This window comes from Rapidithrix thailandica (assembly GCF_039710355.1).
Lineage (GTDB): Bacteria > Bacteroidota > Bacteroidia > Cytophagales > Flammeovirgaceae > Rapidithrix > Rapidithrix thailandica.
In genome coordinates this window covers 110,586-136,503 of record NZ_JBDKWZ010000002.1, presented here as the reverse complement: position 1 = coordinate 136,503, position 25,918 = coordinate 110,586, and the positions used below count along the sequence as shown (strand labels likewise).

The window sequence follows — 25,918 nt, the reverse complement described above, 5'->3', positions numbered from 1 at the left end:
CTTACACTCTATCCCCCTCTTCCCCTTTCACTCTATCGGAAACGCGCCCGATTGAGTGTTTCTCAACCATTCCATCAACCTGGTAAACATCAGTAATACGCGTTTAAAATATTGCAAAGAGAAGACTATTGATAATGGATAAGATGACAGCAAACAAAATGGCCCATCCGAAATGTTTAATTTTCATTCCAGGCATAATATAATCCACAATCATGAGGATGATGGCATCAATTACCACACTAAACAGTCCCAAAGTCAGCCAAGTGATTGGAAAGGCGATAAAGTCTAAAACCGGTTTAATAATAGTGTTTGCAATCGCCAACACCACCGCTGCTAATAATGCCTGCCAGTAGTTTTTTATGGAAACACCCGATAACAAATAGGCACAGGCAAAGACGGCCACACTATTAATTAAAATAATTTTAATCATGATGATAAAAGTTTAGGTAAGATTGTCAAAGTACAGGATGAAGATATAAAACTTTCCGGTAGATTATAGAAAATTTTCCCTTAATGGTCAAAGACTATGTTTAGGGGTAAGTAATAAGGTGTTTGTGGGGAATGAGGACAAATAAAACGGGGTGGGCACGAGAAACAGCCAATAACTGATAAAGGTTAGTGAAGATATAAAGTACCAAGAAGCAACGGATATAAAAGCTCCGGTACATCCAGAGCTTCGGTTAAGTCGATAAAAACAGCTTTCCGGTTACCACGTTGTTGATTTAATATCACTGATAGCGCGCATTACGTCTTTAATACTTACTTGTCCGATTACCCTACCCTGATCTAAGACCGGAAACCTCCGGTAATGTGTATTCATAAATAAGTTGGCGACATCAAAAATATCATTCTCAGAAGAAACCGTTACGACTTCTCTGGACATATACTCGCTTACTTTTCCTTTTGCCGGGGGGTAATTATGATAGGGCGTTTCTAAAATAATCCGCATACAATCTCTTTCCGAAAGCATACCGACCAATATTCCATGGTCATCCAGGACAGGTCCTCCGGACATGTTCTTTCCTAGCAGTAACATCATCGCCTCTTCAATGCTTTGTTCGGGATGAAAGACCACCAGATCATCTCCATCGGCCATGTATTTTGTTACCGAGTCAAATTTCTGTCCTTTGGGTTTGGTAGCTTTGACATTTTCAAAATTAGGTGTGAAATTCATATTGCTAGCGATTAGGGATGAAAAATTAAGAAGGCAATCAAGTTGGGACTGTAATAAACCAGTAGAATTTTTATAATTTAAAAATTTAACACCTGAAAAACAAGTTCCCTTCCTTCACATATTTTTAGTAAAAGTAAAGCCGTAAGGCTATCTTTGTGCCGCTCATTTGTTAGGTAAGTTCAATTACACACTCTATGTCAACGCCCATTCAAATTTACACCCAAACTCTTTGGGAGAAGCAATCTTTCAAAACCATCTTATGGATTGCTTTTCTGGTCAGGTTGCTGGCGGCCTTTTTTTCCAAAGGCTACGCTTTTCATGATGATCATTTCTGTGTCATCACCGTGGCTCAAAACTGGGTCTACCATTTACCTCACTGGTTTGAAACCGGTGCCCCCCCACTCCACAGTATGTTTTATGCGGGCTTTCACTACCTACTGTTTTTAGGGCTGGAACAAATCGGTATTACCAATCCGGAAGTAAAAATGACCCTTGTTCGTTTGATTCATGCGGCCTATAGTGTGCTCATCGTGTACTATGGATATAAGATCACCGAATTACTAAGTGATAAAAAGAGCGCAAGCATTGTGGGTTTGGTTCTTTCTTTGATCTGGTTTATGCCTTACCTAAGTGTAAAAAACCTGGTGGAAATGACCTGTATCCCTCCTTATTTGGCGGGTTTTTATCTCATTCTCAAAGCCAATAAAAAAAATACACTTCAATGGCAAACTTGGTTGGCTGCCGGGGCTTTGTTTGGTTTTGCCTTTGTATTGAGGTACCATACTATCTTGTTTGCCGGCGGACTGGGTTTGGTCTTGCTTTTCAGAAAACAGTGGTTGGAAAGCCTATTGTTTTCCATTGGCTACTTACTGGTCGCCACCTTGATTCAAGGAGGTATAGACTGGGCATTTTTTGATTACCCCTTCCATTCTATCGTGGAATATTTTGAGTATAATTCGGCTCATGCCAATGCTTATGTTTCTGCCCCGGCGTATCGTTTTGTGCTCACGGTGGTAGGTTTTTTAGTACCTCCGGTTAGTATCTTCCTGGTATACGGATTTATTCGCGGATGGAAAATCGAGCCGATGATGTTTATGGCCGCAATCGTGTTCTTCGTTTTTCACTCCATCGTACCCAATAAGCAAGAGCGCTTTATCCTTCCGCTTTTACCGATCATTATTATTTTGGGGACTTGCGGATGGCAGGAGTTTGTACAACGCTCCAAGTTTTGGCTCACTCGCCAAGGGTTCATCAAAGGTTGTTGGATTTTCTTCTGGGTGCTCAACATCGGAGTCGCCATCGCCTTATCCGTAACGTATTCCAAAAAAGGCCGGATTGAGCCGCTCCGCTATTTGGCACAAAAGGAAGACCTGAAAGCCTTTATTTTAGAATCCTACCGAGAATTTAAATTTATTCCTGTCTTTTACCTGGGAACTCCTTCCGGACAATACGAGGAGATCAATAACAGGATTTTCAATAATAAGAACTTTGATTATCCGAAGCCAAAATACATTCAGGAAAATGTGGTTGGATACACCTTGTGGAAAGACAAGAAAATCGACAAACTCCAACAAGAAATTGCGGACATGCAAGCACTACCCAACTACATCATTTTCACGGGAAGGGAAGGTTTGGAAGAACGGATTGCAATGATAGAGAAGGCTTTGTCAGCATCTTTGGCATTAGAAACCCAGCTTGAACCCGGAGCGTATGATGCAGTGTTGCACTTCTTAAACCCAGGAGTACATCCGGACGAGCATACATTCATTTATAAAATAAGCTATACGAATAAATAAAATACCCCACCTTGTTTTTTGTATAAAACCCTTAAAGCCAGTCTTTAAGGGTTTTTATCGTCTAGGGAAAACTCTTTCATTCAAGGTACCTTAATAAGGCACTATCCATTTTTAAAAGTATGATATTCCTCAGTGAATGCGGTTTCAATACTTATCAGACGCTCATTTGCTTTTCACCGATACTTTATAGATTTATAATACTTCTCACTATATTTAATAATTCTTCAAAAAAATATATGAAAAATTAAAAGCATATCAATGAAAAGCAAAGCGTCACACTTATTCGTAAGATTAACACTACTACTCTTAATTGGCTTAAGCGCCTGCAAAAAAACACCCCCTCCTGCTCCCTACGGGCCACTCCCTTCCGAAGCACAAATTGCCTGGCAAGAAATGGAAATGAATATGTTTGTTCATTTTAATATGAATACCTTCAGTGATATGGAATGGGGCCTGGGAGGGGAAAGCCCCGAGCAGTTTAATCCTACGGCACTTGATTGCCGGCAGTGGGCCAAAACGGCTAAAGAAGCTGGCATGAGGGGCATCATCATTACGGCAAAACACCACGATGGTTTTTGTTTGTGGCCATCAAAGTATACGGAACACTCCGTAAAAAATACCCCTTGGAAAGACGGGAAGGGGGATGTCATCCGGGAATTGGCAGAAGCTTGTAAAGAATACGGATTAAAATTAGGCGTATACCTTTCGCCTTGGGACCGCAACCATGCACAATACGGCAATCCGGAATATCTCGACTATTTTCATAATCAACTTAAAGAGCTTTTGACTGATTACGGAGATATTTTTGAAGTATGGTTTGACGGAGCCAATGGAGGAACTGGTTACTATGGCGGAGCCAACGAAGAACGCAAAATCGACCGGAAAACATATTACCAATGGGACTCCGTATTTAGCCTGGTAAAAGAACTCCAACCCAATGCGGTGATCTTCAGCGATGGAGGTCCTGGTTGCCGCTGGGTTGGAAATGAAGAAGGTTGGGCCAATGCCACCAACTGGAGTTTACTCCGAGGCGATGAAGTATTTCCCGGATACCCTCATTACAAAGAATTACGCTCCGGTCATGAAGATGGTACCCATTGGGTTCCGGCTGAAGCGGACGTTTCTATCCGGCCGGGATGGTACTACCATAAATACGAAGACCACAAAGTGAAAACCTTGCCGGAAATGCTGGATATCTATTACCATTCGGTAGGCCGCAACAGTTTACTATTACTAAACTTTCCGGTAGACAGACGTGGTAAAATCCATGAAAAGGACTCTGCGCGAATTACTGAAATGGCCCAACGCTTAAAAACCGTATTTGAAACCGATCTGGCTTTACAAAAAACAGCGGAAGCTTCAAATGTCCGAGGCAATGACAAAGCGTACCAGGCATCACATCTCACCGATGGCAACCCTCAAACGTATTGGACTACGGATGACCAGGTAACGACTGCTTCCGTTACCATAGATTTAGGGGCACCTACGGAATTTAACCGGGTACTGCTTCAAGAGTATATTGCATTAGGTCAACGGGTTGAAAAGTTCACGTTAGAAGTACTCGAAGGTGAAGAATGGAAGCAAATTGCAGATGAAACCACTATTGGATACAAACGGATATTGCGTTTGCCGAACGTTACAGCAAGTAAAATACGGCTCAATATCCAGGCGTCCAAAGCCTGTCCGCTCCTTTCAACTTTCTCCTTGTACAATGCTCCGGCTTTATTACTTCCTCCTTCCATACATCATGATAAAGAGGGAAATGTCACATTAGCGGCTGCTGAAGAAGGCTTGAGTATTCACTATACTTTGGACGGTTCTGATCCGGATAGTTCATCTCCCAAATACACCACTCCATTTTTAGTTGACAAACCTGCTACCCTCAAAGCAATTGCCGTTGAAGGGGGACAATCATCCGGCATATCCTTACAGCACTTGGACATCAGCCCTAAGCATTGGCAGGTTTTGCAATCGCCTAAAGGCAAAAAAGAAGAGGTAGCAAAGATGATCGATGCGGACCCGAATACCTGGTGGGAATCGGAAAAGGAACAAGCCTTTCCCCAGGAAATAGTGATCGATTTGGGTGAAAACCATACTTTAAAAGGGTTTACTTATTTGCCAAAGCAATCCCGGTATATTTCCGGTTTTATTCAAGAATATGCTTTTTACGTAAGTAATGACGGAAAAAGTTGGGGGCAAGCAGTGGCTCAAGGAGAGTTCAGCAATATCCGCAACAACCCCATTCTACAGACCGTAAATTTCACACCGACTCAAGGCCGGTTTATCAAACTCAAAGCCCTCCGTGCAATAGAAGGACATCATTCAGTAGGGATTGCAGAGTTAGCTGTAATCACCGAATAGACTAACTCTTTTTAAGTCAAAGAAAAAACCTTTCTACTCCGCGGAATAGAAAGGTTTTTTCTTTGACAATACATGTTAAAACATGGTCAAGCAACACCTTAAAAAGGTCCACCTGACCATATTTAATTCACAAAATTGCCTTTTATACTTATAAAGAAGAACTTTCTAAAATTCTAAATTCAACCCTTCGATTAATTTCCCTTCCTTCTTCTTCATCATCGTTGCTGACAAGAGGCTTATCTTCTCCAAAACCTACAGCTTCTAACCTTGATTTATCAATTCCTTGATCCAACAAGAACTGCAAGACAGAATTCACCCGCTTTTCAGACAACTTTTTATTGTATTCCGCATCTCCTACATTGTCAGTATGGCCGGAGATTTCTATTCTCATTTCCGGATGCTCATTCAGAGTATTCACCAAACGGTTTAACTCGGGAATGGATGTATCATTCAATTTATACTCATCAAAATTGAAAAAAATATTATTCACCCTCACGGTAGCTCCTACTTCAATTGGCACCAAGTAAAGGTTTTTATTGATTTCCTGGAAATTACCCAAGTTTTTCAGGTCTATGTTTTCACTTACGGCCAAAAAGCCTTCTGCCTCAGCCCGGTAGCCATATTGTTCCCCTTTCGGTAATACAATCTGGTACTTTCCATTTTCCGTATCGGAAATAGCGGTTCCTACTTCTTCTCCGGAAGGTAAGCGTTCATAGATAATTTTTGCTAAAATGGCTTCTTTGGTTTTGGAATTGAAAACTTGTCCTTTCACTACCACCACCGGATCCGGTTTGTGAATCAATGGCATTTCCACTCTGAAAATATCCGAGTTGTTTTCGTTCAGCTCTTTGGCATAGTACGAGTAGTTTCCGGAAGGAGGCGTGTTAAAGAAGATATCGTCCAACTCTGAGTTAATGATTGGCCCCAGGTTTTCGGGGTCCGACCAGTTTTCCCAGGTATCGTCTAGCCTACGGGAAACAAATATATCCTGCTTTCCAAAACCTCCATGGCCTTCGGAGGAGAAGTACAAGGTTTTGTCATCCGAAGCCAGGAAGGGAGAAACCTCATTCAAAACCGAATTCACTTGGCGGCCTAAATTCCGGGGTTTGGACCACACGCCATTTTCCATTAAAAAGCTGACATATAAATCCATTTCCCCTTGGGTATCTGTTCTCTCCATGGCCATCACCATTACTTTCCGGTTATTGGCCAAAAAGAAATTTGCCTTGGGCCCCAAATGCGATTCATTCTGAATAATCATCTGTTCCGGGGCAGTCCAAGAGCCATCGGCATTGCGTGTACTTACCGATACCCCCGGTGCCACCTTTCCGTTTTTCTTATAACGGTTTCCCAAAACAACAACCATGGCATCTCCATCAGGTGTCAGGGAACTGATAAAATTCGGGCCATTCGTATTGATAGGCGCTCCCATATTTTTGGCTTCCTCCCACTGTCCGGAGGTTGCATTCCATTCTGAATACCAGATATCTTCCGGGTCATCCACACCGCCTATATTACCAGGGTGATAACTCCGGGTAAAATACATGGTTTTCCCATCGGGTGATATCAAAGGGTTCCCTTCTTTATAATCACTATTAATGGTCTTACTCATACGTTCCACTAAGAGGTTGGGATTAAGATCGGCCCGTAAATTAACTTCGGCTTTTACCGGTTGGTCGGAGGAAGAGATAGCAATGGCATCAATTCCTACAAAACCAGGCACTGCTTTACAATCCAAAACCACTTTGACTGCCGCTACGGCATAAGAGGTTTCGTTAAAAAAAATGTTCAACATCCTGGATTCTTCTTGTAAAGGAGCAGGACGGAACGTCTCCCCCAGTAAATGCTCCTGGCCGTTCTCATCATAGAGAAATACCTGATATACCGCACTGGGATTATATGACTCGGCAATTGCTACTTGACGGATAGGCTTCGGATTGTCAAAACCTACTTTGATAAACTCCTCACGCTTGGCACTCTTAGGTACCCAAGCCGTTGGGTTCACTCCTCCTCCCGGCAATACGGAAGGCCAGCCCACCACCTGTTGGGCGTTAAACTCACCTGGGGAATGTTCGGAAGAATAATCTAAAACTCTGGCAGCCCATTGCACATCTTGGGCAAAGGATAATAGGGGAAAAAGCAGAGTAACAAGGAATAATGGCAAAGCACGTAACATAACTTTGTGAATTAAAAGTATAATATATTTTATAATAGCACTGATGTAAGTTTCTTATTGCAAATAAATAAAAATTATGTTATACCGAGCAAGTGCATTAACTCTTGTTTAATACAGAATTTTGTTAAGATCTGTAAAAATAGCTAGGAAAAGGTATCCTGAAAAGATGGGATTCCATTCATTGGCTCAATATATAGCGGTTTTTTGTACTTTTCCTTGAATGTAAGGTAAGCATTCAATATATTGCCGAACGACTGTTCTGAGGAGTTCGTAATTTTTCGAGGTAGCTCCCGACAGAAGCATTTCAGCACCTCCCCTATCCCGTTATAAGCGCCCTAAACTGTTATGGGTAAGAGTATTTTTCAATTCCTTTTATCAATTAGCCCACTTCTATTTTTAATTTATACCTTTTACTAGGCAGCCGTATTAACAAAAAGTTTTTTTACATTTACGAAAATCACTATTAAACCATTTTTTTATCTAATCATACTATGAGTCTAATCACCAAAATGTACGTAGAGGATAAAGAAATAAACATCCTTGATTTCAAATTCAGATTTACTCGTTCGGTAGATGAAAGCGGCAAGCCTATGGGTAAGCCCAATGGAACACTGTTTGACATTACCTTTGAAACCACTGCCGACCAGAGCTTCTTTTCCTGGGCAATCGGTATGGACATGGTTAAAAAGGTCAAAATTACCGTTTCGCCTGTCACACAAGACAGTAAAACCCGCGTGTTGGAGCTTTATGATGTGCATTGTGTGTATTTCAAAAACCATTTCAATGGCATCAACGGACAACCGATGACCACCCATATCCGGCTCACTCCGGCCATACTATACGATGGTGGGGTGAAAATTCTGGAGCATTATTGGAAAGAAACGGATTTGAGCGCAGTGAATACTCCGGTAACAAGCCTTCTCCCGGATACTGAGCCAGAATTTTTGGAGAGTTTTTATGAGGACAAAGACGGCAAACGTATTCCTGAAAATGAAGTCAAAGTAGGCGACAACGTCTACTTGGTATTAAAAACCCGCAATGCCGTAGGTCAGGTGCTGACCTTGGATTTAAAAAACAACTCCAAGGACTTTGAATTCAACGGACAAAGGCTGGAACAAGACCTTCTGGAAAATGTTTCTATCACCTCTGACCTTCAAAAATTGGCTTTTAAAATTATCGAACCTCAAAAATCGACAAATTAATTATGGGAAAGGCTTGGTTTAACGATTATCCTGCGATTACCTCTGATTTTAACGACTTGGTGGTCATCAATCCTGAAATTACCAATGCGTATTTTGCAAAAAAAGTGGTAACCCGTGAAGAGAACGGTGACTTATCCGTAAGTTTCGAACAAATTCATGATTCCATTCTAGGAAGGGAGGTATATATCCTTGTAGAAATGGAAAATAGCCATTTGCATCAAGATGAACCTTTCAGACTGAGTGTCCTTACCGGCAATGAGGTGCTTACCGGAACGAACAACGAAGTGCTCAGCCTTATCCGAAACGGGCAAGCTGCTACTGAGTTTGAAGTGTGCCCGGGAGATACAGACGCATTGTTACCTGCTGACGGAAACAACCCTTATGTCAATTTGGAAGATTTCGAAAACACCTTGATTTGTAAGGTTGCTCTACGACCTAACGACAGGGCGACTTTTGATACCTGGGCAGAAAATATGACTGCCAATGGTGCCGTTGGCGTACTTCAAATCAAAGTGGCATCAGATGCTTTGATGACTTATGAAGAGCAAATCAACTTTGAGCATATCATAAGCCCTGGCGATGCCCCCCGTATCGGCTTCACTGTGGAAAATAAAATTGTGTATGAAATATACCACCCTGAAAATGCCTTTAACCCCTTGGGTACACATACCTATCGCAATGAAGAGGTAAGACGGAGAATCGGTAAAATTGGCAATGACTCTTCCGACAGGGTAACATACATCTTCCGCAATGCCATTGACAACGAATACGACCTTTGTGAATGCGACTTGTCAACGGCCAGAAGAAGGGCAAACGGGCAAACAATTTCGACCGCCTCGTTCAATAGAAACTATAGCAATTACACAAGTTCGGAAGCTGCTCCACAAGGAGGAGATGCGGAAACCAACTATCACTATGCGGACGGATCCATCATTTCTCACGGAACTCGCTACGGATATAAACGATATGCCTTGGCAAGCCCCAACGATCCTGACGACTTGGTAGAGCTGATAAGAATGCCGGATAATTTAAACGTGAATGAAGGAGAAGGTGACAATAATGTTAGAGCCACCTTTACCTACAGAAATACAGCCCGGAGATATTGCAACCCTGAATCTTTCGCAGGTTTCCTGGGAGTATTGATTCAATTGGATAGAGAAGATGTGGTGTGTACGGGAATGTGTTTTGCCGATGCCACCAGTTACCCGAGTGTCACTCACCCCAATGGAGATAGTGTAGACACGGCCTATCTAGCTACGTTGGCCAGAGAACAATTGAAAGTAGATGCCTTAAATGATCATTATTTCGTAAACATATTTAAAGGCCGGGGGTATAAAAATGTCAGAAGAAGAGTCAACGGGCAAATGACAAGCGTTAGAGTCACAACGATTTCCTGGTTGCCTTCTTTGACCGGAGCCACAGCTATCGGTGGACATGAAGACCACTTACATGCAGGAGATTTTGACAGTGATCGAATTTTCCCAATAAATTAAATAACCTATGAACTTCAAAACACATCGTATTTTTCTGCTTATTCTGTCCATTGTCTTACTGACTCAATGTGCACCGGAAGGTCAACATGCCCATCAAGCAGACAATACAGAATCGGTCGCCAACCGTCAGGTAAAAGAAGCTGCTTTAAACATTACCCAACAGGAGCAAGATTTCTCCTTTATTGATACATTGAACCCACTTCCCTTGCCTATCGGCAAGCAGTTGTTAATAGAATTCGACTTTGCGCCAAGGTGGGACTTCGGGGCACCGGATCAGCTTGACCAAAACACAACACAAGCACAAAAAAACTTGGATGCTCTTTTGGGAAACACTGAAGTATCTGAACCTAAAACGTATCAAGCACCTACTGCCAAAAACAAGAGTTTGAATTTTTTCCTTTCGGAAAAGGACTATCGAACCCTGTATTTCGATACTCATCAATATTTCGATTACGACTTGTTTCGCCTGCAGGATGTCAATGATTCGGTAAAGGTGTTGGGTTTAACTTTTTTTAAAGACGAAATCGATACTGATACCGAGTTTCCTTTTAGCGTTTCTTACTATGAAATACTGACCGTTAAAAACAACAATATTGTCGACAGGTTAACCTTGGATCGCTTTGAAGGAAATTACGCTATTGGCGGAACTTACCGGCTCTTTTACATTGGTCCTGATTATATAATTCATACCAAAGACTTCCATCATGGGGAAAACCAGGGAGAGTTTATCCGGTATGAAAAATGGCAAATCAAAGCTAACGGGCATATTGTTCACTACTTCGACTCCGAGTCAACTCGGATTGACAAACAAGACGGGGCGGGCAAAGTCTCCGAACACTATAAACAAGGGGAATGGATAGAGATCAAACCCAGTGAGCCTTTGGCTTTACAACAGCAACAATGGGGCCTGGAAAATACCTATGCACTTGCCATCGGTTCTTATGACAGAGGTGAACGAACTGGGGAATGGAAATTTCATGAATACAAAGAAGGGAAAAAAGGCAAGTTGCTTTATACCGAAACCTATCAAAACGGAGCGGTTCAAGAAAGAGTATTTATTAAAAACTAAGTGCACTCCTAAATATCAAATTGTCAACGCAAGGGAGCCCTTCAGCTCCCTTGTTTTTATTTTTACACCCGGTAAACCTTTGGATACTCGACCCCGGATTCAGATTTCCAATATCCGCATTTCAACCCGCCGGTTTTGCCTGTCGGCTTCCAGGGAATTTCCATCGATCAAGGGTTGGGTTTCTCCATAAGCTTTGGTCTTTATTTGAGAGCGTTTCACTCCGTAATTCACCAAATAATCGCGAATGGATTGCACCCGATCTTTGGACAACTTTAAGTTATACCGATGGTTATGAGAAACTTCCGTATGTCCTTCCAATTGAACCACCAATAGAGGATTGCTCAATAACAAGGTCAGAATTTTATTTAATTCCCGGTAAGAATTTTCCATTATAGCCGCCTCATTTCGCATGAAACGGACATTATCCAGACGCATGACTTCTCCGTATTCTATAGGAGTTAAGTAAAAATCTTTGGAAAACCCTTCGCTATCCTTATAATGTAGTTCTTCAAACAAAGGCCAATATCCTTCAGCAGTCACTTCAAGGGAATACACCGTTGCTTGAAGCAAATTCATCTGATAATTGCCATCCGGACAGTTATTTTTGAAAACACCAATCAAGTCTTTTTTCGGGTAGTTCCGGAAGACAATTTTGGCGCAAACAGGTCTTTGTGTAAGCGAATCCAACACTTCTCCTTTCAACTTAAACAACATATCCTCTTTCTGTCCTTGTAGTTGGGAGGTTTGAGCATACATACATAAAAGGAGTGCTACAAAATATACCAGGGGTTTATAATTGATCATCAGTGATTCCGTATTATTTCCTGAAGGAAAGATAAGGTCCTGGAAACTTTTTTAATGTTAATAAAACTTAACCCTGCAAAACACAAGGGCTGAATTTGATTTAACTTCAGCGGTTTTCACCTTTAGTTTTTTTAATGATAATTCAAATAATTTTCCCAACGTTCTAACACTTGCGTGAAATCTTCAGGTAATTCCGATTCAAAAAATTTCTGTTCATTTGTATCGGGGTGCACGAACCCTAAAGATTTTGCGTGCAAGGCCTGACGTGGCAATATTTTAAAACAATTTTCCACAAACGATTTGTATTTGGAAAACTTCTCGCCTTTCAGGATTTTGTTTCCTCCGTACATCACATCCCCAAACAACGGATGACCGATATGCTTCATATGCACTCGTATTTGATGGGTTCTTCCTGTTTCCAAATTACACTGTACTAAAGTCACATACCGCAATCGTTTGATCACTTTATAATGGGTAATAGCCGGTTTACCATAATCCCCTTCCGGATAAACCATGCTGACTCTGCGGTCTTGAGGACTTCTGCCAATATTGCCTTCAACAGTTCCCTCATCTTCTTTCACTTCTCCCCAAACCAACGCCCAATACGTGCGTTCGATCGTATGCTCAAAAAACTGTTGGGCCAAATGGGTCATGGCTTTGTCTGTTTTCGCAATTACCAAAAGGCCGGAAGTATCCTTGTCAATCCGGTGCACCAAACCCGGTTTCATTTCGCCATTGCGAGATGTGGGCAAATGTTGAAACCTATGGGTCAAGGCATTCACCAAAGTCCCGTCCCAATTGCCATGCCCGGGATGCACAACCATTCCTGCTTCTTTATTGAGCACTAGTAAAGAAGCATCTTCATAAATCACTTCCAGGGGAATACCCTGTGGCACAATTTCAATTTCTCCTCTTCCTTTGGGTTGGTAAATAGTTACTTTATCTTCCGGTTTTACCTTATAATTAGGCTTCACCACCGCACTATTCACCAATACCAATCCGTCCGTAATTGCATCCTGGATTTTATTACGGGATACGCCTTGTAATTTGTCTTGTAAATATTTATCGATGCGCAACAGAGATTGCCCGGCATCTACCACTAAGATTTGCTCTTCGTATAATTCTTCATCAAATTCCTCCATAACGGCCCTGTTTTCCATAAGTATAAAATGAAAACCCGGACGGTAAACCAGCCGGGTTCTGTACCAAAGATATATATCTTGTTTTCTAAAACGTTTAGGATTGTTGGTTGATTTTGCTTACTTCTACTTCAGAAGTTTCGTCTGAAGTACCGGCATCCGCATTCCCCGCATTTTTATTCTTTTCATCGGGAAAGAAGCGCTTTTGAAAGATCAGGATAAATGCCACCCCTACAAAAATAGAGGCATCGGCAATGTTGAAAATCGGCCACAGAGAATAATAACCGCCTCCCAACCATTCGGGTAAATATCCTTGCCAGATATCAAAGTAAAACATATCGATCACTTGTCCGTGAAACCAAGGATAGAACAAGGGATGATTTTCCACTACGGGCGCATTGTCCAACATTACTCCGTAAAAAGTGCTGTCAATCACATTGCCAACAGCTCCTCCAAGGATCATGGTCACACACCAGACAAAACCGGTATGTACTTGTTTTTTTACCAACAGGTAAATATAATAGCCAATGCCAAACATGGCCACCACCCGGAACAAGGTCAACGCCAGCTTACCATATTCGGAGCCGAACTTGATTCCAAAGGCCATCCCCTCATTTAATGTGTAATGTAGTTTAAACCAATTTCCGAAGATGGGTATTTCCTCGCCTAATTCCATTGTATTGTGAATCACCAGTTTCACTACCTGATCCAGGCAAATGATTCCGATGGCGAGCAAATAAAACTTCAAATATTTCATTCAACTGTAGTTTAATGGTTTTACGAGATTACACAAAAGTAAATATTTAGGGCCAATTTTCTTCAGAGCAGGTTTAAACTTTATCCTTTCAAATGGAAAAAACTCATTTGATTGCGGATTTGTCTCCCCTTTTCCGGTACGGAGCCCTGGAATAAACAATACTGGGCACAAGCCTCAACAAATCAGGTGTGATAAAAGGCAAATGGTATGCCCGGTCTTCACATATTACAGAGTTAACAAGTGACCATGGGTTTTCGATCAATAAACTCAGAAGTTATTTTCAGCCAGTTACCCAACAGGTTCAAGCCAAACTCACTGAGGATCGCTTCGGGATGAAACTGCACGCCCCAAACAGGCCAATGAAGATGGCGCAAAGCCATAACTTCTTCTTCCTGAGTAAAGGCAAGAGGCTTTAATACGGCAGGTAATTTGTCCAATACCAATGAATGGTAACGTACTACCTCAAATTGCAAAGGAATGCCTTCAAACAGAAGGTCTTCCGTACAATTAATGCGTGAAACCTTACCATGCATAGGTTTTCGGGCCTTCACTAGACGGCCCCCAAAAAATTCACCGATCGCCTGTTGCCCAAGGCAAATTCCCAACACCGGTACCCGTTGGTAGAAGTGCTCTAAAATTGCCATTAAATTCCCCGCTTGTGCAGGTACGCCCGGCCCCGGAGAAAGCATCAAGCCATTGATAGGTAATTCCTGTATTTCGGCCAATGGCACATCATTCCGCACGATATGACACACTACGCCTAATTGCCCCAGATAATCCACTAAATTATAAGTGAATGAATCGTAATTATCGATCAGTAAAATCAACTTCACAGAAGGTTACAGGTACCACAATTTTAATTTCCACCGAGCAATTCATGCACCCTTTCAGCGGTTTCACCGATTACCGGTGCCATGACAGACCCCACTTCAATCAACCAATCCTGAAAACTTAATAACAAGGGGTAAATATGGGAATCTTTGACGATATCGTCAGGCAGGTTTAACCCCACCGCGTCTAACAGGCCGATAAACAAAGAAAGGAAAATAGCATATTTGGCCCCGCCCAAAAGCAAAGCTGCAATATTATCAAAATCATCCAGGACCGAATAGTCAATTTTTTGCTGAAGAATACGCCCCACATGGTTGAGCAGCATCGAGCCCAAAATAAACACCATGAAATAGGTAAAGAAGGCCCCCGATTTGGGCATGACTCCCAAATAATTCTCAGTAGTGGTAAAAGCAGTAGTGACCAAATAAAACATCAATACAATCCCCACCACAAATACAAATGTGGAAATCAGCTCCAGCAAAAAGCCTTTTTGGTATCCTTTGTACGCGCCCCATATGATAATGGCAGCCAGCACAATATCAACGACCCGTATGTATGAAGATAAATAATTAAGTAGCAGCACGTTAGTAATCTTTTGCTGTATTTACGAATACGATAGAAAAAGCTGACCTTTCAGCCTTTTCACCTATACTTAGATAACCCGGATTTCCGGTCAAAAGCTCAAAGGCGGAGCCTGAATCGATGAGAATCTTTCCTACCTTTCGGATGAAAAAGTCCGGACCCTCAGTTAAGCCAATTTTGCTTTTACCACTTCCGAAATTTTCTTTGCATCGGCTTTTCCGGCCAACTGTTTGGTGGCCATACCCATCACTTTGCCCATGTCTTTCATGCTTTCCGCCCCTGTCTGGGTGATAATTTCCGAAATCACTTTTTCTATTTCTTCGTCAGAAAGCTGCTCCGGCAAAAACTTTTCGATGATAGCCAATTCAGAAGCTTCCTTCTCCGCCAAGTCGGCACGGCCTTCTTTTTGGTAAATATCCAAAGAATCTTTTCTCTGTTTGGCCGCTTTGGTAAGCAATTTCATTTCGGCATCTTCTGTTAAGCCGTCACCTCCTCCCTTTTCGGTTTCGGCTAACATTATCAATGATTTAATACTCCGCAGGGCGCGTAAAGTATCTTTGTCTTTGGCTTTCATAGCCGTTTTTATTTCCGAGTCAATACGTTCTTTCAAGCTCATTTTATCGGTATTTTTTTAAATTTAAATGAATTAGTTTTTACTTTGCTCTCCCGAAAATCCAGCGTATACCAAGGGTTTTCTAGGCAAAGATATTTATTAGTTAAACACAAAAAAAATTATCTATTCTGCAATAATCCGCATCGAAGCAAGGGCCCGGCCTTTCAGTGCAAAAAAAGAACAGGAAAGCAATGTATGTAATACATTCATTAGTTTTGCCCGGGGAACATAAGCCCCCCGGATATTGGACACTTTTATAAACTTTGGTAAAAAATGACAAAACTTAGCGTCAATATAAACAAATTTGCCACTTTGCGTAACGCAAGGGGCAAAAACAATCCTGACTTGATCCAGGTGGTAAAGGACTGCGAGCGGTTCGGGGCACAGGGAATCACCGTTCACCCCCGGCCCGATGAACGCCATATCCGTTACGATGACGTATTGGCCATCAAAGAAATCGTAACCACCGAATTCAATATTGAAGGCAATCCCAAAGACCGGTACATGCAACTGGTATTGGCAACCCAGCCCACTCAGGCAACCTTAGTGCCGGATGCGGAAGATGCCATCACTTCTAATGCCGGATGGGACACCCTATCACATCAGGACTACCTCAAAGAAATCATTCAGGAGTTGAAAAACAATGGCATTCGCACTTCAATTTTCGTAGATCCTGAAGAAAAGTTTATTGAAGGGGCCGCAAAACTGGGAACTGACAGGATTGAATTGTACACGGAAGCTTATGCCGAACAATACAGCCTGAACAAGGAAAAGGCTATCGAAAGCTACCGGAAATGTGCCATTTTAGCCAATGAACTAGGGTTAGAACTCAATGCCGGACACGATTTGAGCTTAGAAAACCTGAATTATTTTTACAAAAATATTCCCAACCTCAAAGAGGTGTCCATCGGTCATGCGCTGATTTGCGATGCTTTGTACCTGGGCATTGAGAATACAATCCAGATGTACCGAAGACAATTGCAATAAGCGGATTTTATCCGACAAGCAAATTCATTCACCCCTAACTCATTGAGCTCATTGAAATTAACTCATATCCGATATTTCATACACCTCATTTTTAGTTTGATACTTGCATTGCTCGGCAGTGCAAGTATTTTTTTTATTGTGTATTCGCACCAAGAACTCTTACTTCTACTGGTTGGCTTTCTCCAACAACCCGATAAACTGTCCATATTACAAAACACCTATTTGACAGCCTCCAAGTTTTTAACACTTCGTGTCATTCTGGTTACTTGTACTTTCACCTGTATCCCTCTCTGGTTTTTCACTTATAAAAAAGCTTTAATCATAAAGAGGTATAGCACAGAAGTACAATCATTTACAAAGTCCTTATTCAAGGTATTCAAGAGTGAAATAAGAGAGATGAAGCTTCGGCAAAAAAAGCTTTTCTGGCTTTCATTTATAGCACTTACACTCCTGAAAACTTACCTCTGTTTTCATTTTCCCATCATGGTAGACGAAGCTTTTTCCTATGTGTTCCTGGTAGGAAAAGGTCCTTTGGTGGCTATGAGTTATTATCCGGGTCCTAATAACCATGTGGCCTATACGTTGCTTGCCTCTCTCTTCGCAATGCTTCCTATCGGGGCTTTGGAAGCGCTCCGGTTACCCAACTTGGCAATCAGTACTATCTTCTTGTTTTTGACATTTCTCGTCCTGAAAAAACATACCTCGTTTAAAACTGCCTATTTCTATGTTTTTCTCTTTGCCTGTTCCCCTTATGCCTTGATGTATTCATTCTTAGGACGGGGGTATTTTCTACTATCGGCATGGGCATTTCTTGCACTTTGGGCCTCTCTGAAGGCGATAGTTGGAGGTCAAAAACGCTACTGGGTTATTTTCGTTCTGAGCTCTGTTTTCGGGCTCTATACCGTACCTACCTATCTTTATGCCTTGGCGAGCAACGGCTTTCTACTTCTGATTATTTGCCTGCAAACACAACATTATTCTAACATTAAAGCCTTACTACTCAATGGGTTGACTATCCTATTTTTAACCTTATTGTTATATTCACCCATTTTGCTATTCAGTGGCTGGGAGGCTTTAGCGGGCAACCGTTGGGTGCAAAGCTTGACCTTTAGCCAATTTATCGAAACATTCCCTTCTTATCTTTATACAATTCACGATGACTTGATAGATATACCTCCTTTGAGCTTGGGAATTCTTGTGATCGCCTGGTTAGGAGCTATCTTTATCAAAAAAAACTTTTGGAAAAACGAAGCTTTTCGCAAGTTAAATCCGTTACTTGTCGCTACTTACTGCTTGTTGCCTTTGTTATTTTTGCTTATTCAGCGAGTACAACCCTTTTCCCGGGTTTGGTTATACAAAGGGATGTTCGATTTTTTTGCTATCGCTTTGAGTATATTGTTTTGTATGGATTTCTTAGGAAAAAAATTCCAGCTTTCGCAAAAGTGGCAAACAACACTTCTCGGGGTATTGCTAATGGCCTATTTAGGACATAATATCCATACTATTGAACGGTGGATACACAATCCTCATTCCCTGTACCGGCAAGTTCCACAATTAATCCAACAACTTCCCCAGCAAGCCGGACTGAAGGTCTTTACAAACCAGGACAGTTATAATGTCTTATTGCGCTACCATTACCAATCGCATCAATTACCCATCCATGTAGAAGTAGAAAAATATCCTGAAAGTGGGGAATATGATTATTTAATCCTGGATAAAAAAACATCCGTTCAAATTCCTTCTGGCTATGAATTGATGTATCAGGACGAATATGTGAAAAGCTTTTACAAAAGCAATGATTGAGGGAATGTCATAGCCAATTCCCCCAATCATTTCGGGTTTATTTTTTGTTATCCTCTCTGATTTCTTCGAGCTCTTCCGGAGTGTTTACATTCTTCAACACGGATTGATCCAAAGGCTGTATCAATTCAATTTCACTATTGATAAGCACCTTTCTCGGACAAGAATACCCTTGAGCCAAAAAATTAAACAAAGCCATATAACTTTTGGGTTCCCAGATGGTTAGCAAGGGATCAGGAAAGTCGGTTTCCGCATTTAAATAGGCAGTGGCCAGTTGAGAGGAATTGCGATGTTCTACCAAATGTTTCAAATGCTTTGCAGAAAGGTTAGGCATATCACAGGCAGCCACTAGCCAAGCCGCATCCGGATTTTGTTGGAAAGCCGACAAGATGGCTCCGTAAGGTCCCAAACCCAGAAACTTATCCGTAATCAAAGGAAAAGCCTCTAAGGCAGTGCTTTGGTCATCCCTACAAGAAATAAAAACCTCTTCACATACTTCACGCATTTGTTCAAATACATATTCCCGTTGTGGCTTACCATGATAATCAATCAAACCTTTATCTTGCTGCATCCGCACACTCTTTCCTCCAGCCAATACCAGCCCGTACAGTTTGGGGACAATTACTGTTTGCTTGATCCAATTGACAATGCCTTCCGTATCGTCCCACTCATATACCGGCAATTCATCGCAGTTTTCCAAATGTGACTTTAAAAACTCCGGAATTTCTACCTCCGGCTGAACCTTGACCAACATACCCACATCTGTCAACCGGTCGAGTTTGCGTTCCAGAGAGGCAAACTTCTTAGGGTCCAGCACTACAAGCTGTTTTTTTGCTTTAAAATGATTTCCGTTGACCAATACCAGATCCTGTTCATTAAAATGCTGCCGGTACTGATAACTTGTAAAGGCCGGCTTATGATCAAACCTGGAAAAAGTAATCTTATCTGTAAACTCCATATTTGCTCCATAAGCCAAGGCTGAATTCACATCTTTTCCCTGTACGTCCTCCTCATCGGCACTTTTATGATCCGCATCTACATAAGAAAGCTTATAAGTGCTGTGCAAAGCCTCAGTAATGGCGAATGCCAGTTTTTTAATATTTCCACAAGGAGTCCCCAAAATAGCTACCTCATTCCGGTGAAATTCTCCGAAAGCCGGCTTAACTAATTTCGCATGTTTTTGATGTTTACTCATCTCTTTTAAAATCTTTTTTACCTCCGGTTTTTTCCATCAATTTGGTTTCTTTGATTACGATATCGTGTGAAATAGCCTTACACATATCATAAATCGTCAAAGCGGCCACCGTTGCTCCGGTCAGCGCTTCCATTTCTACTCCGGTCTTTGCCGTAATACTGGCAGTGCAATCTATGGCAATTTCCTCCTCATTCAATACCCGGATTTCTAATTTACAATTTTCCAAAGGCAAGGGGTGACACAACGGAATCAGCTCCCCGGTCTTTTTGGCAGCCATCGTTCCACTGATCATTGCCGTTTGAAATACCGGTCCCTTTTTCGTCAACAATTCTTCGTTTTGAATCAGATCCATTATTTCCTTACCCAGTTTCACTATGGCCCTGGCTTTTGCCGTCCGGTGTGTAATTTTCTTTGCACCTACATCCACCATACCCGGGTTTCCCGATGCATCTACATGTGTTAATTTTTGCTTTTCCAAAAGTTTTATCGTTTTTTTCTAAATATGTATCAAGCTTTACTCACTCCTCCGCTCTCTCTTTTTATATCGAAGTGGTTTACACTTCTAGTTTTTGACCGAATATGGAATCAAACTCGGCTCCTCAAGGCACTTTTTGAAACATTTTTCAGGAAAAAGAAAAAGTTTAATTCACTTCATCTTTAAAATTAGAATAATTCAGGATTACATAGCAATCTTACTCAAGGATTTTTAAATTCGAAGCAACAGATATCACTCACCATTTGCAAATACCTATGATCAGTGTACAAGAAGCCATTCAACAAATCCAACAACAAACCATCCAACTTCCGATAATAGAAGTCGACTTGGAAGACGCCATTGGGTACATCTTACAGGAAGAGATCCGGGCGGACCGGGACTTCCCTCCGTTCAACCGTGTCACGATGGATGGTATCGCTATCAAATTCAGTGATTTTGAAAAGGGTGTCCGCACCTTTGCCATTCAGGGAATTCAATTGGCCGGAGAACCGCAAAAAAGTTTGGAAGGCCAACAAACCTGTTTGGAGATTATGACCGGGGCTGTTCTGTCCGAAGGCGCGGATACCGTCATAAGATATGAAGATGTGACAATTTCGGAAAAGGAGGGTCAACGTTTCGCCTCTATCTCTTCCGAAAACTATTCCCGAGGACAAAACATACACAAACGGGCAACGGACCGGAAATCCGAGGACTTACTGGTTTCTCCCGGAATAAGAATCAGCCCGGCAGAAGTGGCGGTAGCGGCTTCTGTAGGCAAAAAACGGCTCCAAGTAAACGCTTTGCCTAAAATTGCCATTATTTCCACAGGGGATGAATTGGTAGAAGTTGACCAAATCCCTTTACCTCATCAAATCCGGAAATCCAATGTATATGCTGTGCAAGCCGGTTTGAAAGAGCAGTTTGGTATCCAAGCCCGGTTATACCATTTGAACGATGATAAAGAAGTCTTGCATTCCCGTTTACAAGAGATCCTTTCTGCGTTTGATGTGCTCATTCTCAGTGGCGGTGTATCCAAAGGAAAAGCGGACTATGTGCCGGAGATTCTGGATCGTCTAGGGGTAAAAAAAGCATTTCACCGGGTAAAACAGCGGCCAGGCAAACCGTTCTGGTTCGGGGCTACTCCTGACCAAAAAGTAGTCTTCGCTCTCCCAGGCAATCCTGTTTCCACCTTTTTGAACGCCTATAAATACGTTTTCCCTTGGATCAGTACTGCACTGGGACAACAAGCTTCCCCCCAGATATTTGCCCAATTGGCAGCTGAATTCACCTTCAAGCCGTCAATGACTTACTTTCTGCAAGTACAACTTAAGTACAACCCACAGGGGATTTTGCAAGCACACCCTATCGAAGGCAAAGGCTCCGGTGACTTTGCAAATTTACTGGACTGCGATGCTTTTGTAGAACTTCCCGAAAACCAAGAACACTTTCGAAAAGGAGAGGTATTTTCAGTGATCCCTTACCGGTTTGGGTTTTCATCAATGCGATAACATCGAGTATACGTTTTTGGCTCTTCTAACTAATTGACTGTATATCCTGTTACCTAGTTAGTTAACAGGATATCACTCATACTAACGCCATAAACCATGCTTAACAAAATCCTGATCCCCACAGACTTTTCCCCAAAATCACTATGTGCGCTGGAGATGGCTTGCACCATTGCCATGCGGTCAAAGGCAAAAATCGAACTGTTATACATTGTGGAAATCGCCCTTTCCCTCAAACAGGATCATCGCGGCCGGTACATCAGTACAGTACCGGCTGCTCAAGCCTTTGTCGACCAAGTGTATCAAACGGCTTTTGCTAGGTTGATACAACAAAGAGAGCTGGTCAGCCAATACCCGGTAGACATTGAGCTCAAGGTGGAAATGCACAATGACCCTTCCAAACTGGTTTCTTTTTTGGTGCAACATGATTATGATTTGCTGATTCTGGGAGGGAAAACCATCCGGAAATACGATGAATTATTTGAAAGTACCCAACGGGAATTATTAACGGAGTTCTCCAAATTTCCCATCATGGCCATTAACCAGGAAATGCAGCACTACCGTTTGAAAAAGCTCCTGTTAACCACCAATTTTCAACAAGACTTAAGTAAAGTAATCAAGTGGATCAAAGATTTCCGGCACTTGTTGGAAGCCCAGTTATACATCCTTTATGTCAATACCCCAACACATTTTCTTAGTAGCCGGGAGATACAAATCAAATCAAAAGAGTTCGTTCGGAAATACGGTTTGGAAAAGGCCGAGTTGGTGCTTTACAACGATCGAAGGGAAAGGTTTGGGATTCTGAATTACGCGGACGACATTGATGCCGACTTAATCATTACATTTACCAATAACACCCAACGGATACACCGTATCCTGAAAGGGAATCTTACCGAAGATTTGGTCAACCATTCGCTGCGCCCTGTTTTAACTTTCAACTTAAAGCGCCTGGCAGATTAAAACGATAAAGACCGCCTGACAATAATTTGCCGGGCGGTCTTTGAATGACTCCTGAGAGCTATTGCTCTCAATGTATGTTTACCTTAGTTTTTTTTCACTTTAAAAGAAGCGCAGTTTTCTTCGTACAATACATTTTTCACGATCACGATCACGACTTCGTCTTTGTTGGAAGCCACTCCCACTTGTTTGTCTTTTACGGCTCCGTCTTCTGAGCTAGAAGGAGCGTTTTCCCATAATACCTCACCGGTATTTTTCCACTTAAAGTATTTTCCGTCAATCTTAACCGAGGTATATTCGCCTTTGGTACTGAAAACAAAGTTGCTCAAAATTGTTTGGTAATTTTTTCCGGTTGGCACGGTCGTTTTCGCTACATAATCTCCGGTGTTGGCCACAAACAACTCACACAAACAAGCTCCTTTGTTTTTTTCATCTTCCATCCCCACAAAGCTAAAATGAATAATTTTCCAATCATTTCCGTTCTTTTGAAAGGTTAACGTCACCGTTTCAGAGCCTTTCGACCAAGTAGTTCCTTCTTTTTGAAATTCATAATCCACTACATACACTACCACACCCGTATTTCCTTTGATGGCATTGTGTAAAATTTCCTTCACATCATATTTCACCACCAAATCGTCTTCACGCATCACATGCTCCAGGTAGCTGCTGAATTCCTCGTATCCTTGCGAGATCACTTTCACCTGACCGCTTACTTTGGAAAGGATGGAAGTAGATTGAAAATTAGGGGCTAAAAATTTTAAGACAGAACTTTTGTCTTTGGACTTAGTAATATTTGCATAGGCTTTTGCATACTCCTGTGTAATTTTCTTAAGCTTTTGCTCATCAGCCTTCGCATTTTGCGCCACCGAATCAAAAGCTACGATTGCCACAAGGCAATACGTAAATAGGATTGTAAAGATTTTCGTAATTCTAAACATGATAATACAATTTAAAAAAATTTGATTTCCGGTAATATTCTTAGCTTTTTAACCTTTTGAACATAAAAAAATTGCTACACTTCAAGCATGGCCTGGCATTTCTCTAAGGTAGCCTTTAAAAGCAAAAATCTATTTTAATTTTAAGCTAAAAAAATTTACTTTTTCCAATAAAGTCACCTCATTTCCTTTTTGCTTTTACAAGCAAGATTCTATCCAAATCTACCCATCCAGGTCTAAGCCCAACTTATTCCTTAAGTCCACTAAAATAGGGTATTTCTCAGCCAGGTAATTGAACTTTTCATGCTGAGTATAGAGCCTTCTTTCTTTTTTGGTCTCGGTTTCCTTGATTTCAGAGTGGATTGTGATGTAATCATTGGCCAGACAATTCCTTAAAAAGCTGGCAACTTCCGCTTTCAAGGATTGTACTTGTAAAGAACCTTCCTGAAAGACCATCCCTTGGATCGTATTCAGGTTACTTTGGTTTTCGGTATAGTATCTTTTCCAGGCGGCCTGTAACGCTTCCAGATCAAAGGGGGTTTTTCTTTTTTCTTTGGGGGTTAAAGCCTGGTTCTCTTTCTGAACTTGTTCCGCTTGTTGGATACGTTGACGGGCATGCTCTGTATTCGTACTGATGGCATGTGTGGGCTTGAGTTTTCCCTGTAATTTTTTGCGGAAAGCTTCTTGTACGGAGGCTTGTTGCGGATTTGGAGTTGATTTAGGATCTACCCGGTCTTTTTTTTTTCCTGGTCCACTTTGGCCAGGGCGATTGCACTGTTGACATAGCACATCTTCAACAAAGCGATCTCCGTATGCAGTCGTTGGTTTTTACTGCTTTTATAATTCAAATCACATTGATTGCCGATATTCAATGCTGTCATCAAAAAGGAGACTTCGGCTTGTTGGGCTTGCTCAACGTACTTGGCTTTTACACTTTCCGACACTTCCAACAAATTGGCGGTTTGTGCATCCTTACACACCAGTAGATTTCTGAAGTGCTCGCACAAGCCTACAATAAAGTTATGTGCATCAAATCCTTTTTTCAGAATCTCGTCAAACAGCAATAAGACATTGGCCGTATCTTCTAGTCTCAGATACTCTGTCGCTTTGAAATAATAATCATAATCAAGAATATGCAAATTCTTAATCGTTGTTTGATAATCCACCGAACGGTTAGGTGAGAAGGTCACGATCATATCAAACAAAGAAAGTGCATCACGCATAGCCCCGTCTGCTTTTTGGGCAATCAGGTGCAAAGCCTCTTCTTCAAAGGAAATATTTTCTTGCTCACAGATCTGACTGAGCTGTTGTACGATATCCGTAATCTGGATACGGTTAAAGTCAAAGATCTGGCAACGGGAAAGTATCGTAGGGATGATTTTATGTTTCTCGGTAGTCGCCAGGATAAAGATCACATAGCTGGGTGGTTCTTCCAAGGTCTTCAAAAAGGCATTGAAAGCCGCATTGGACAACATATGCACCTCATCAATGATATAGACTTTGAATTTTCCTCGCTGAGGTGGGTAACGCACCTGATCGACCAGGTTTCGAATATCTTCCACAGAGTTGTTGGAAGCGGCATCCAATTCATAGACATTAAAGGAGGTGTTTTGTTCTAACACGGTTCCTTCATTTTCCTTTGAAGCGGTTTCATTAATCACCTTTGCCAATATCCGGGCACAAGTAGTTTTCCCTACCCCTCTAGGCCCACAGAATAACAGGGCCTGAGCAAGCTGATTATTCGCAATCGCATTTTGTAAAGTAGTCGTAATATGTTCCTGGCCGATCACCGTCCCAAAGGAGGAAGGGCGGTATTTCCGGGCCGATACAACGAAATTATCCATATAGCAGCTTAGCCGTTCATCTGGTGTTTATACTAATATCAAGGCGTATTGATTTCCTCTGATCTTTTATTTTTCACTACACATCCCCACCGAAATCAGCTTTCAAAGTTAGGGGATAGATCCTGGAATACAAATAATTTTTTTCTCCCGGGCCTTGGTTTCCGGCCTCTGAAATCGACTTTCCTGAAAAGTCGGCAAAATACCCTCCTGAAGCTCAAGGAGT

23 protein-coding genes are annotated in these 25,918 nt (G+C 41.8%); 9 read left to right on the top strand and 14 right to left on the bottom strand.

Features of this window, described 5'->3' with window-relative positions:
- Positions 1-103 precede the first annotated feature (103 nt).
- Together AAG747_RS04045 and AAG747_RS04040 are read right to left on the bottom strand one after the other, a co-directional pair.
- Complete coding sequence (locus AAG747_RS04045; protein WP_346819850.1) at positions 104-430, bottom strand: phage holin family protein; 327 nt, start codon at positions 428-430, stop codon at positions 104-106.
- Positions 431-706: 276 nt separating this feature from the next.
- Complete coding sequence (locus AAG747_RS04040; protein WP_346819849.1) at positions 707-1,174, bottom strand: CBS domain-containing protein; 468 nt, start codon at positions 1,172-1,174, stop codon at positions 707-709.
- Positions 1,175-1,368: 194 nt separating this feature from the next.
- Between AAG747_RS04040 and AAG747_RS04035 the strand changes: the two genes are divergently transcribed.
- Together AAG747_RS04035 and AAG747_RS04030 are read left to right on the top strand one after the other, a co-directional pair.
- Positions 1,369-2,970 carry a glycosyltransferase family 39 protein gene (locus AAG747_RS04035; protein WP_346819848.1) on the top strand — a complete coding sequence of 534 codons (1,602 nt, stop codon included), beginning with the start codon at positions 1,369-1,371 and terminating at the stop codon, positions 2,968-2,970.
- 258 nt (positions 2,971-3,228) lie between these two features.
- Positions 3,229-5,331, top strand: coding sequence for an alpha-L-fucosidase (locus AAG747_RS04030; RefSeq protein ID WP_346819847.1), 2,103 nt, complete (start codon positions 3,229-3,231; stop codon positions 5,329-5,331).
- 148 nt (positions 5,332-5,479) lie between these two features.
- On the opposite strand, the gene AAG747_RS04025 is transcribed toward AAG747_RS04030, so the two are convergent.
- Entirely contained in the window at positions 5,480-7,507 is a 2,028-nt protein-coding gene (locus tag AAG747_RS04025) for an OmpA family protein (RefSeq protein ID WP_346819846.1), read from the bottom strand.
- Positions 7,508-7,998: 491 nt separating this feature from the next.
- On the opposite strand from AAG747_RS04025, the gene tssD reads away from it, so the two are divergent.
- The 3 genes from tssD to AAG747_RS04010 are packed head-to-tail and all read left to right on the top strand — an operon-like array spanning position 7,999 to position 11,271.
- On the top strand, positions 7,999-8,709 hold the full coding sequence (tssD, locus tag AAG747_RS04020) for a type VI secretion system tube protein TssD (protein WP_346819845.1): 711 nt from the start codon (positions 7,999-8,001) through the stop codon (positions 8,707-8,709).
- A gap of 2 nt (positions 8,710-8,711) precedes the next feature.
- A complete protein-coding gene (locus AAG747_RS04015) occupies positions 8,712-10,202 on the top strand; it encodes a hypothetical protein (RefSeq protein ID WP_346819844.1) in 1,491 nt (496 codons plus the stop codon).
- 7 nt (positions 10,203-10,209) lie between these two features.
- Positions 10,210-11,271, top strand: a complete 1,062-nt coding sequence (locus AAG747_RS04010; protein ID WP_346819843.1) for a hypothetical protein — start codon at positions 10,210-10,212, stop codon at positions 11,269-11,271.
- A 99-nt stretch (positions 11,272-11,370) separates the two neighbouring features.
- Here AAG747_RS04010 and AAG747_RS04005 read toward each other — a convergent pair whose 3' ends face one another.
- The 6 genes from AAG747_RS04005 to AAG747_RS03980 form a co-directional block, all read right to left on the bottom strand.
- Complete coding sequence (locus AAG747_RS04005) at positions 11,371-12,075, bottom strand: OmpA family protein (RefSeq protein ID WP_346819842.1); 705 nt, start codon at positions 12,073-12,075, stop codon at positions 11,371-11,373.
- 131 nt (positions 12,076-12,206) lie between these two features.
- Complete coding sequence (locus AAG747_RS04000; protein ID WP_346819841.1) at positions 12,207-13,217, bottom strand: RluA family pseudouridine synthase; 1,011 nt, start codon at positions 13,215-13,217, stop codon at positions 12,207-12,209.
- 94 nt (positions 13,218-13,311) lie between these two features.
- Positions 13,312-13,971: a lipoprotein signal peptidase gene (locus AAG747_RS03995; protein WP_346819840.1), complete on the bottom strand. Its 660-nt coding sequence runs from the start codon at positions 13,969-13,971 to the stop codon at positions 13,312-13,314.
- A 233-nt stretch (positions 13,972-14,204) separates the two neighbouring features.
- A complete protein-coding gene (locus tag AAG747_RS03990; RefSeq protein ID WP_346819839.1) occupies positions 14,205-14,804 on the bottom strand; it encodes an anthranilate synthase component II in 600 nt (199 codons plus the stop codon).
- A gap of 23 nt (positions 14,805-14,827) precedes the next feature.
- Entirely contained in the window at positions 14,828-15,385 is a 558-nt protein-coding gene (locus AAG747_RS03985; RefSeq protein ID WP_346819838.1) for a CvpA family protein, read from the bottom strand.
- Between the two features lie 165 nt (positions 15,386-15,550).
- Positions 15,551-16,000: a GatB/YqeY domain-containing protein gene (locus AAG747_RS03980; protein WP_346819837.1), complete on the bottom strand. Its 450-nt coding sequence runs from the start codon at positions 15,998-16,000 to the stop codon at positions 15,551-15,553.
- A gap of 270 nt (positions 16,001-16,270) precedes the next feature.
- Between AAG747_RS03980 and AAG747_RS03975 the strand changes: the two genes are divergently transcribed.
- Both AAG747_RS03975 and AAG747_RS03970 read left to right on the top strand, forming a co-directional pair.
- Positions 16,271-16,984: a pyridoxine 5'-phosphate synthase gene (locus AAG747_RS03975; RefSeq protein WP_346819836.1), complete on the top strand. Its 714-nt coding sequence runs from the start codon at positions 16,271-16,273 to the stop codon at positions 16,982-16,984.
- A gap of 396 nt (positions 16,985-17,380) precedes the next feature.
- Positions 17,381-18,787 (top strand): hypothetical protein, encoded by a 1,407-nt coding sequence (locus tag AAG747_RS03970; protein WP_346819835.1) that lies wholly within the window; start codon positions 17,381-17,383, stop codon positions 18,785-18,787.
- A 37-nt stretch (positions 18,788-18,824) separates the two neighbouring features.
- On the opposite strand, the gene AAG747_RS03965 is transcribed toward AAG747_RS03970, so the two are convergent.
- Together AAG747_RS03965 and moaC are read right to left on the bottom strand one after the other, a co-directional pair.
- Positions 18,825-19,979, bottom strand: coding sequence for an NTP transferase domain-containing protein (locus AAG747_RS03965; RefSeq protein ID WP_346819834.1), 1,155 nt, complete (start codon positions 19,977-19,979; stop codon positions 18,825-18,827).
- On the bottom strand, positions 19,972-20,457 hold the full coding sequence (gene moaC, locus AAG747_RS03960; protein ID WP_346819833.1) for a cyclic pyranopterin monophosphate synthase MoaC: 486 nt from the start codon (positions 20,455-20,457) through the stop codon (positions 19,972-19,974). The genes AAG747_RS03965 and moaC overlap by 8 nt, the downstream gene beginning before the upstream one ends.
- Before the next feature lie 272 nt (positions 20,458-20,729).
- On the opposite strand from moaC, the gene AAG747_RS03955 reads away from it, so the two are divergent.
- Together AAG747_RS03955 and AAG747_RS03950 are read left to right on the top strand one after the other, a co-directional pair.
- Entirely contained in the window at positions 20,730-21,962 is a 1,233-nt protein-coding gene (locus tag AAG747_RS03955; RefSeq protein ID WP_346819832.1) for a molybdopterin molybdotransferase MoeA, read from the top strand.
- A gap of 96 nt (positions 21,963-22,058) precedes the next feature.
- A complete protein-coding gene (locus AAG747_RS03950) occupies positions 22,059-22,919 on the top strand; it encodes a universal stress protein (protein ID WP_346819831.1) in 861 nt (286 codons plus the stop codon).
- Positions 22,920-23,002: 83 nt separating this feature from the next.
- Here AAG747_RS03950 and AAG747_RS03945 read toward each other — a convergent pair whose 3' ends face one another.
- The 3 genes from AAG747_RS03945 to dnaX all read right to left on the bottom strand — a co-directional run bounded on the left by AAG747_RS03945 (position 23,003) and on the right by dnaX (position 25,695).
- Positions 23,003-23,854 (bottom strand): hypothetical protein, encoded by an 852-nt coding sequence (locus tag AAG747_RS03945; RefSeq protein ID WP_346819830.1) that lies wholly within the window; start codon positions 23,852-23,854, stop codon positions 23,003-23,005.
- 219 nt (positions 23,855-24,073) lie between these two features.
- Positions 24,074-24,640, bottom strand: coding sequence for a hypothetical protein (locus AAG747_RS03940; protein ID WP_346819829.1), 567 nt, complete (start codon positions 24,638-24,640; stop codon positions 24,074-24,076).
- Positions 24,577-25,695 carry a DNA polymerase III subunit gamma/tau gene (gene dnaX / locus AAG747_RS03935; RefSeq protein WP_346819828.1) on the bottom strand — a complete coding sequence of 373 codons (1,119 nt, stop codon included), beginning with the start codon at positions 25,693-25,695 and terminating at the stop codon, positions 24,577-24,579. Before dnaX ends, AAG747_RS03940 begins: the two co-directional genes overlap by 64 nt.
- Positions 25,696-25,918 lie beyond the last annotated feature (223 nt).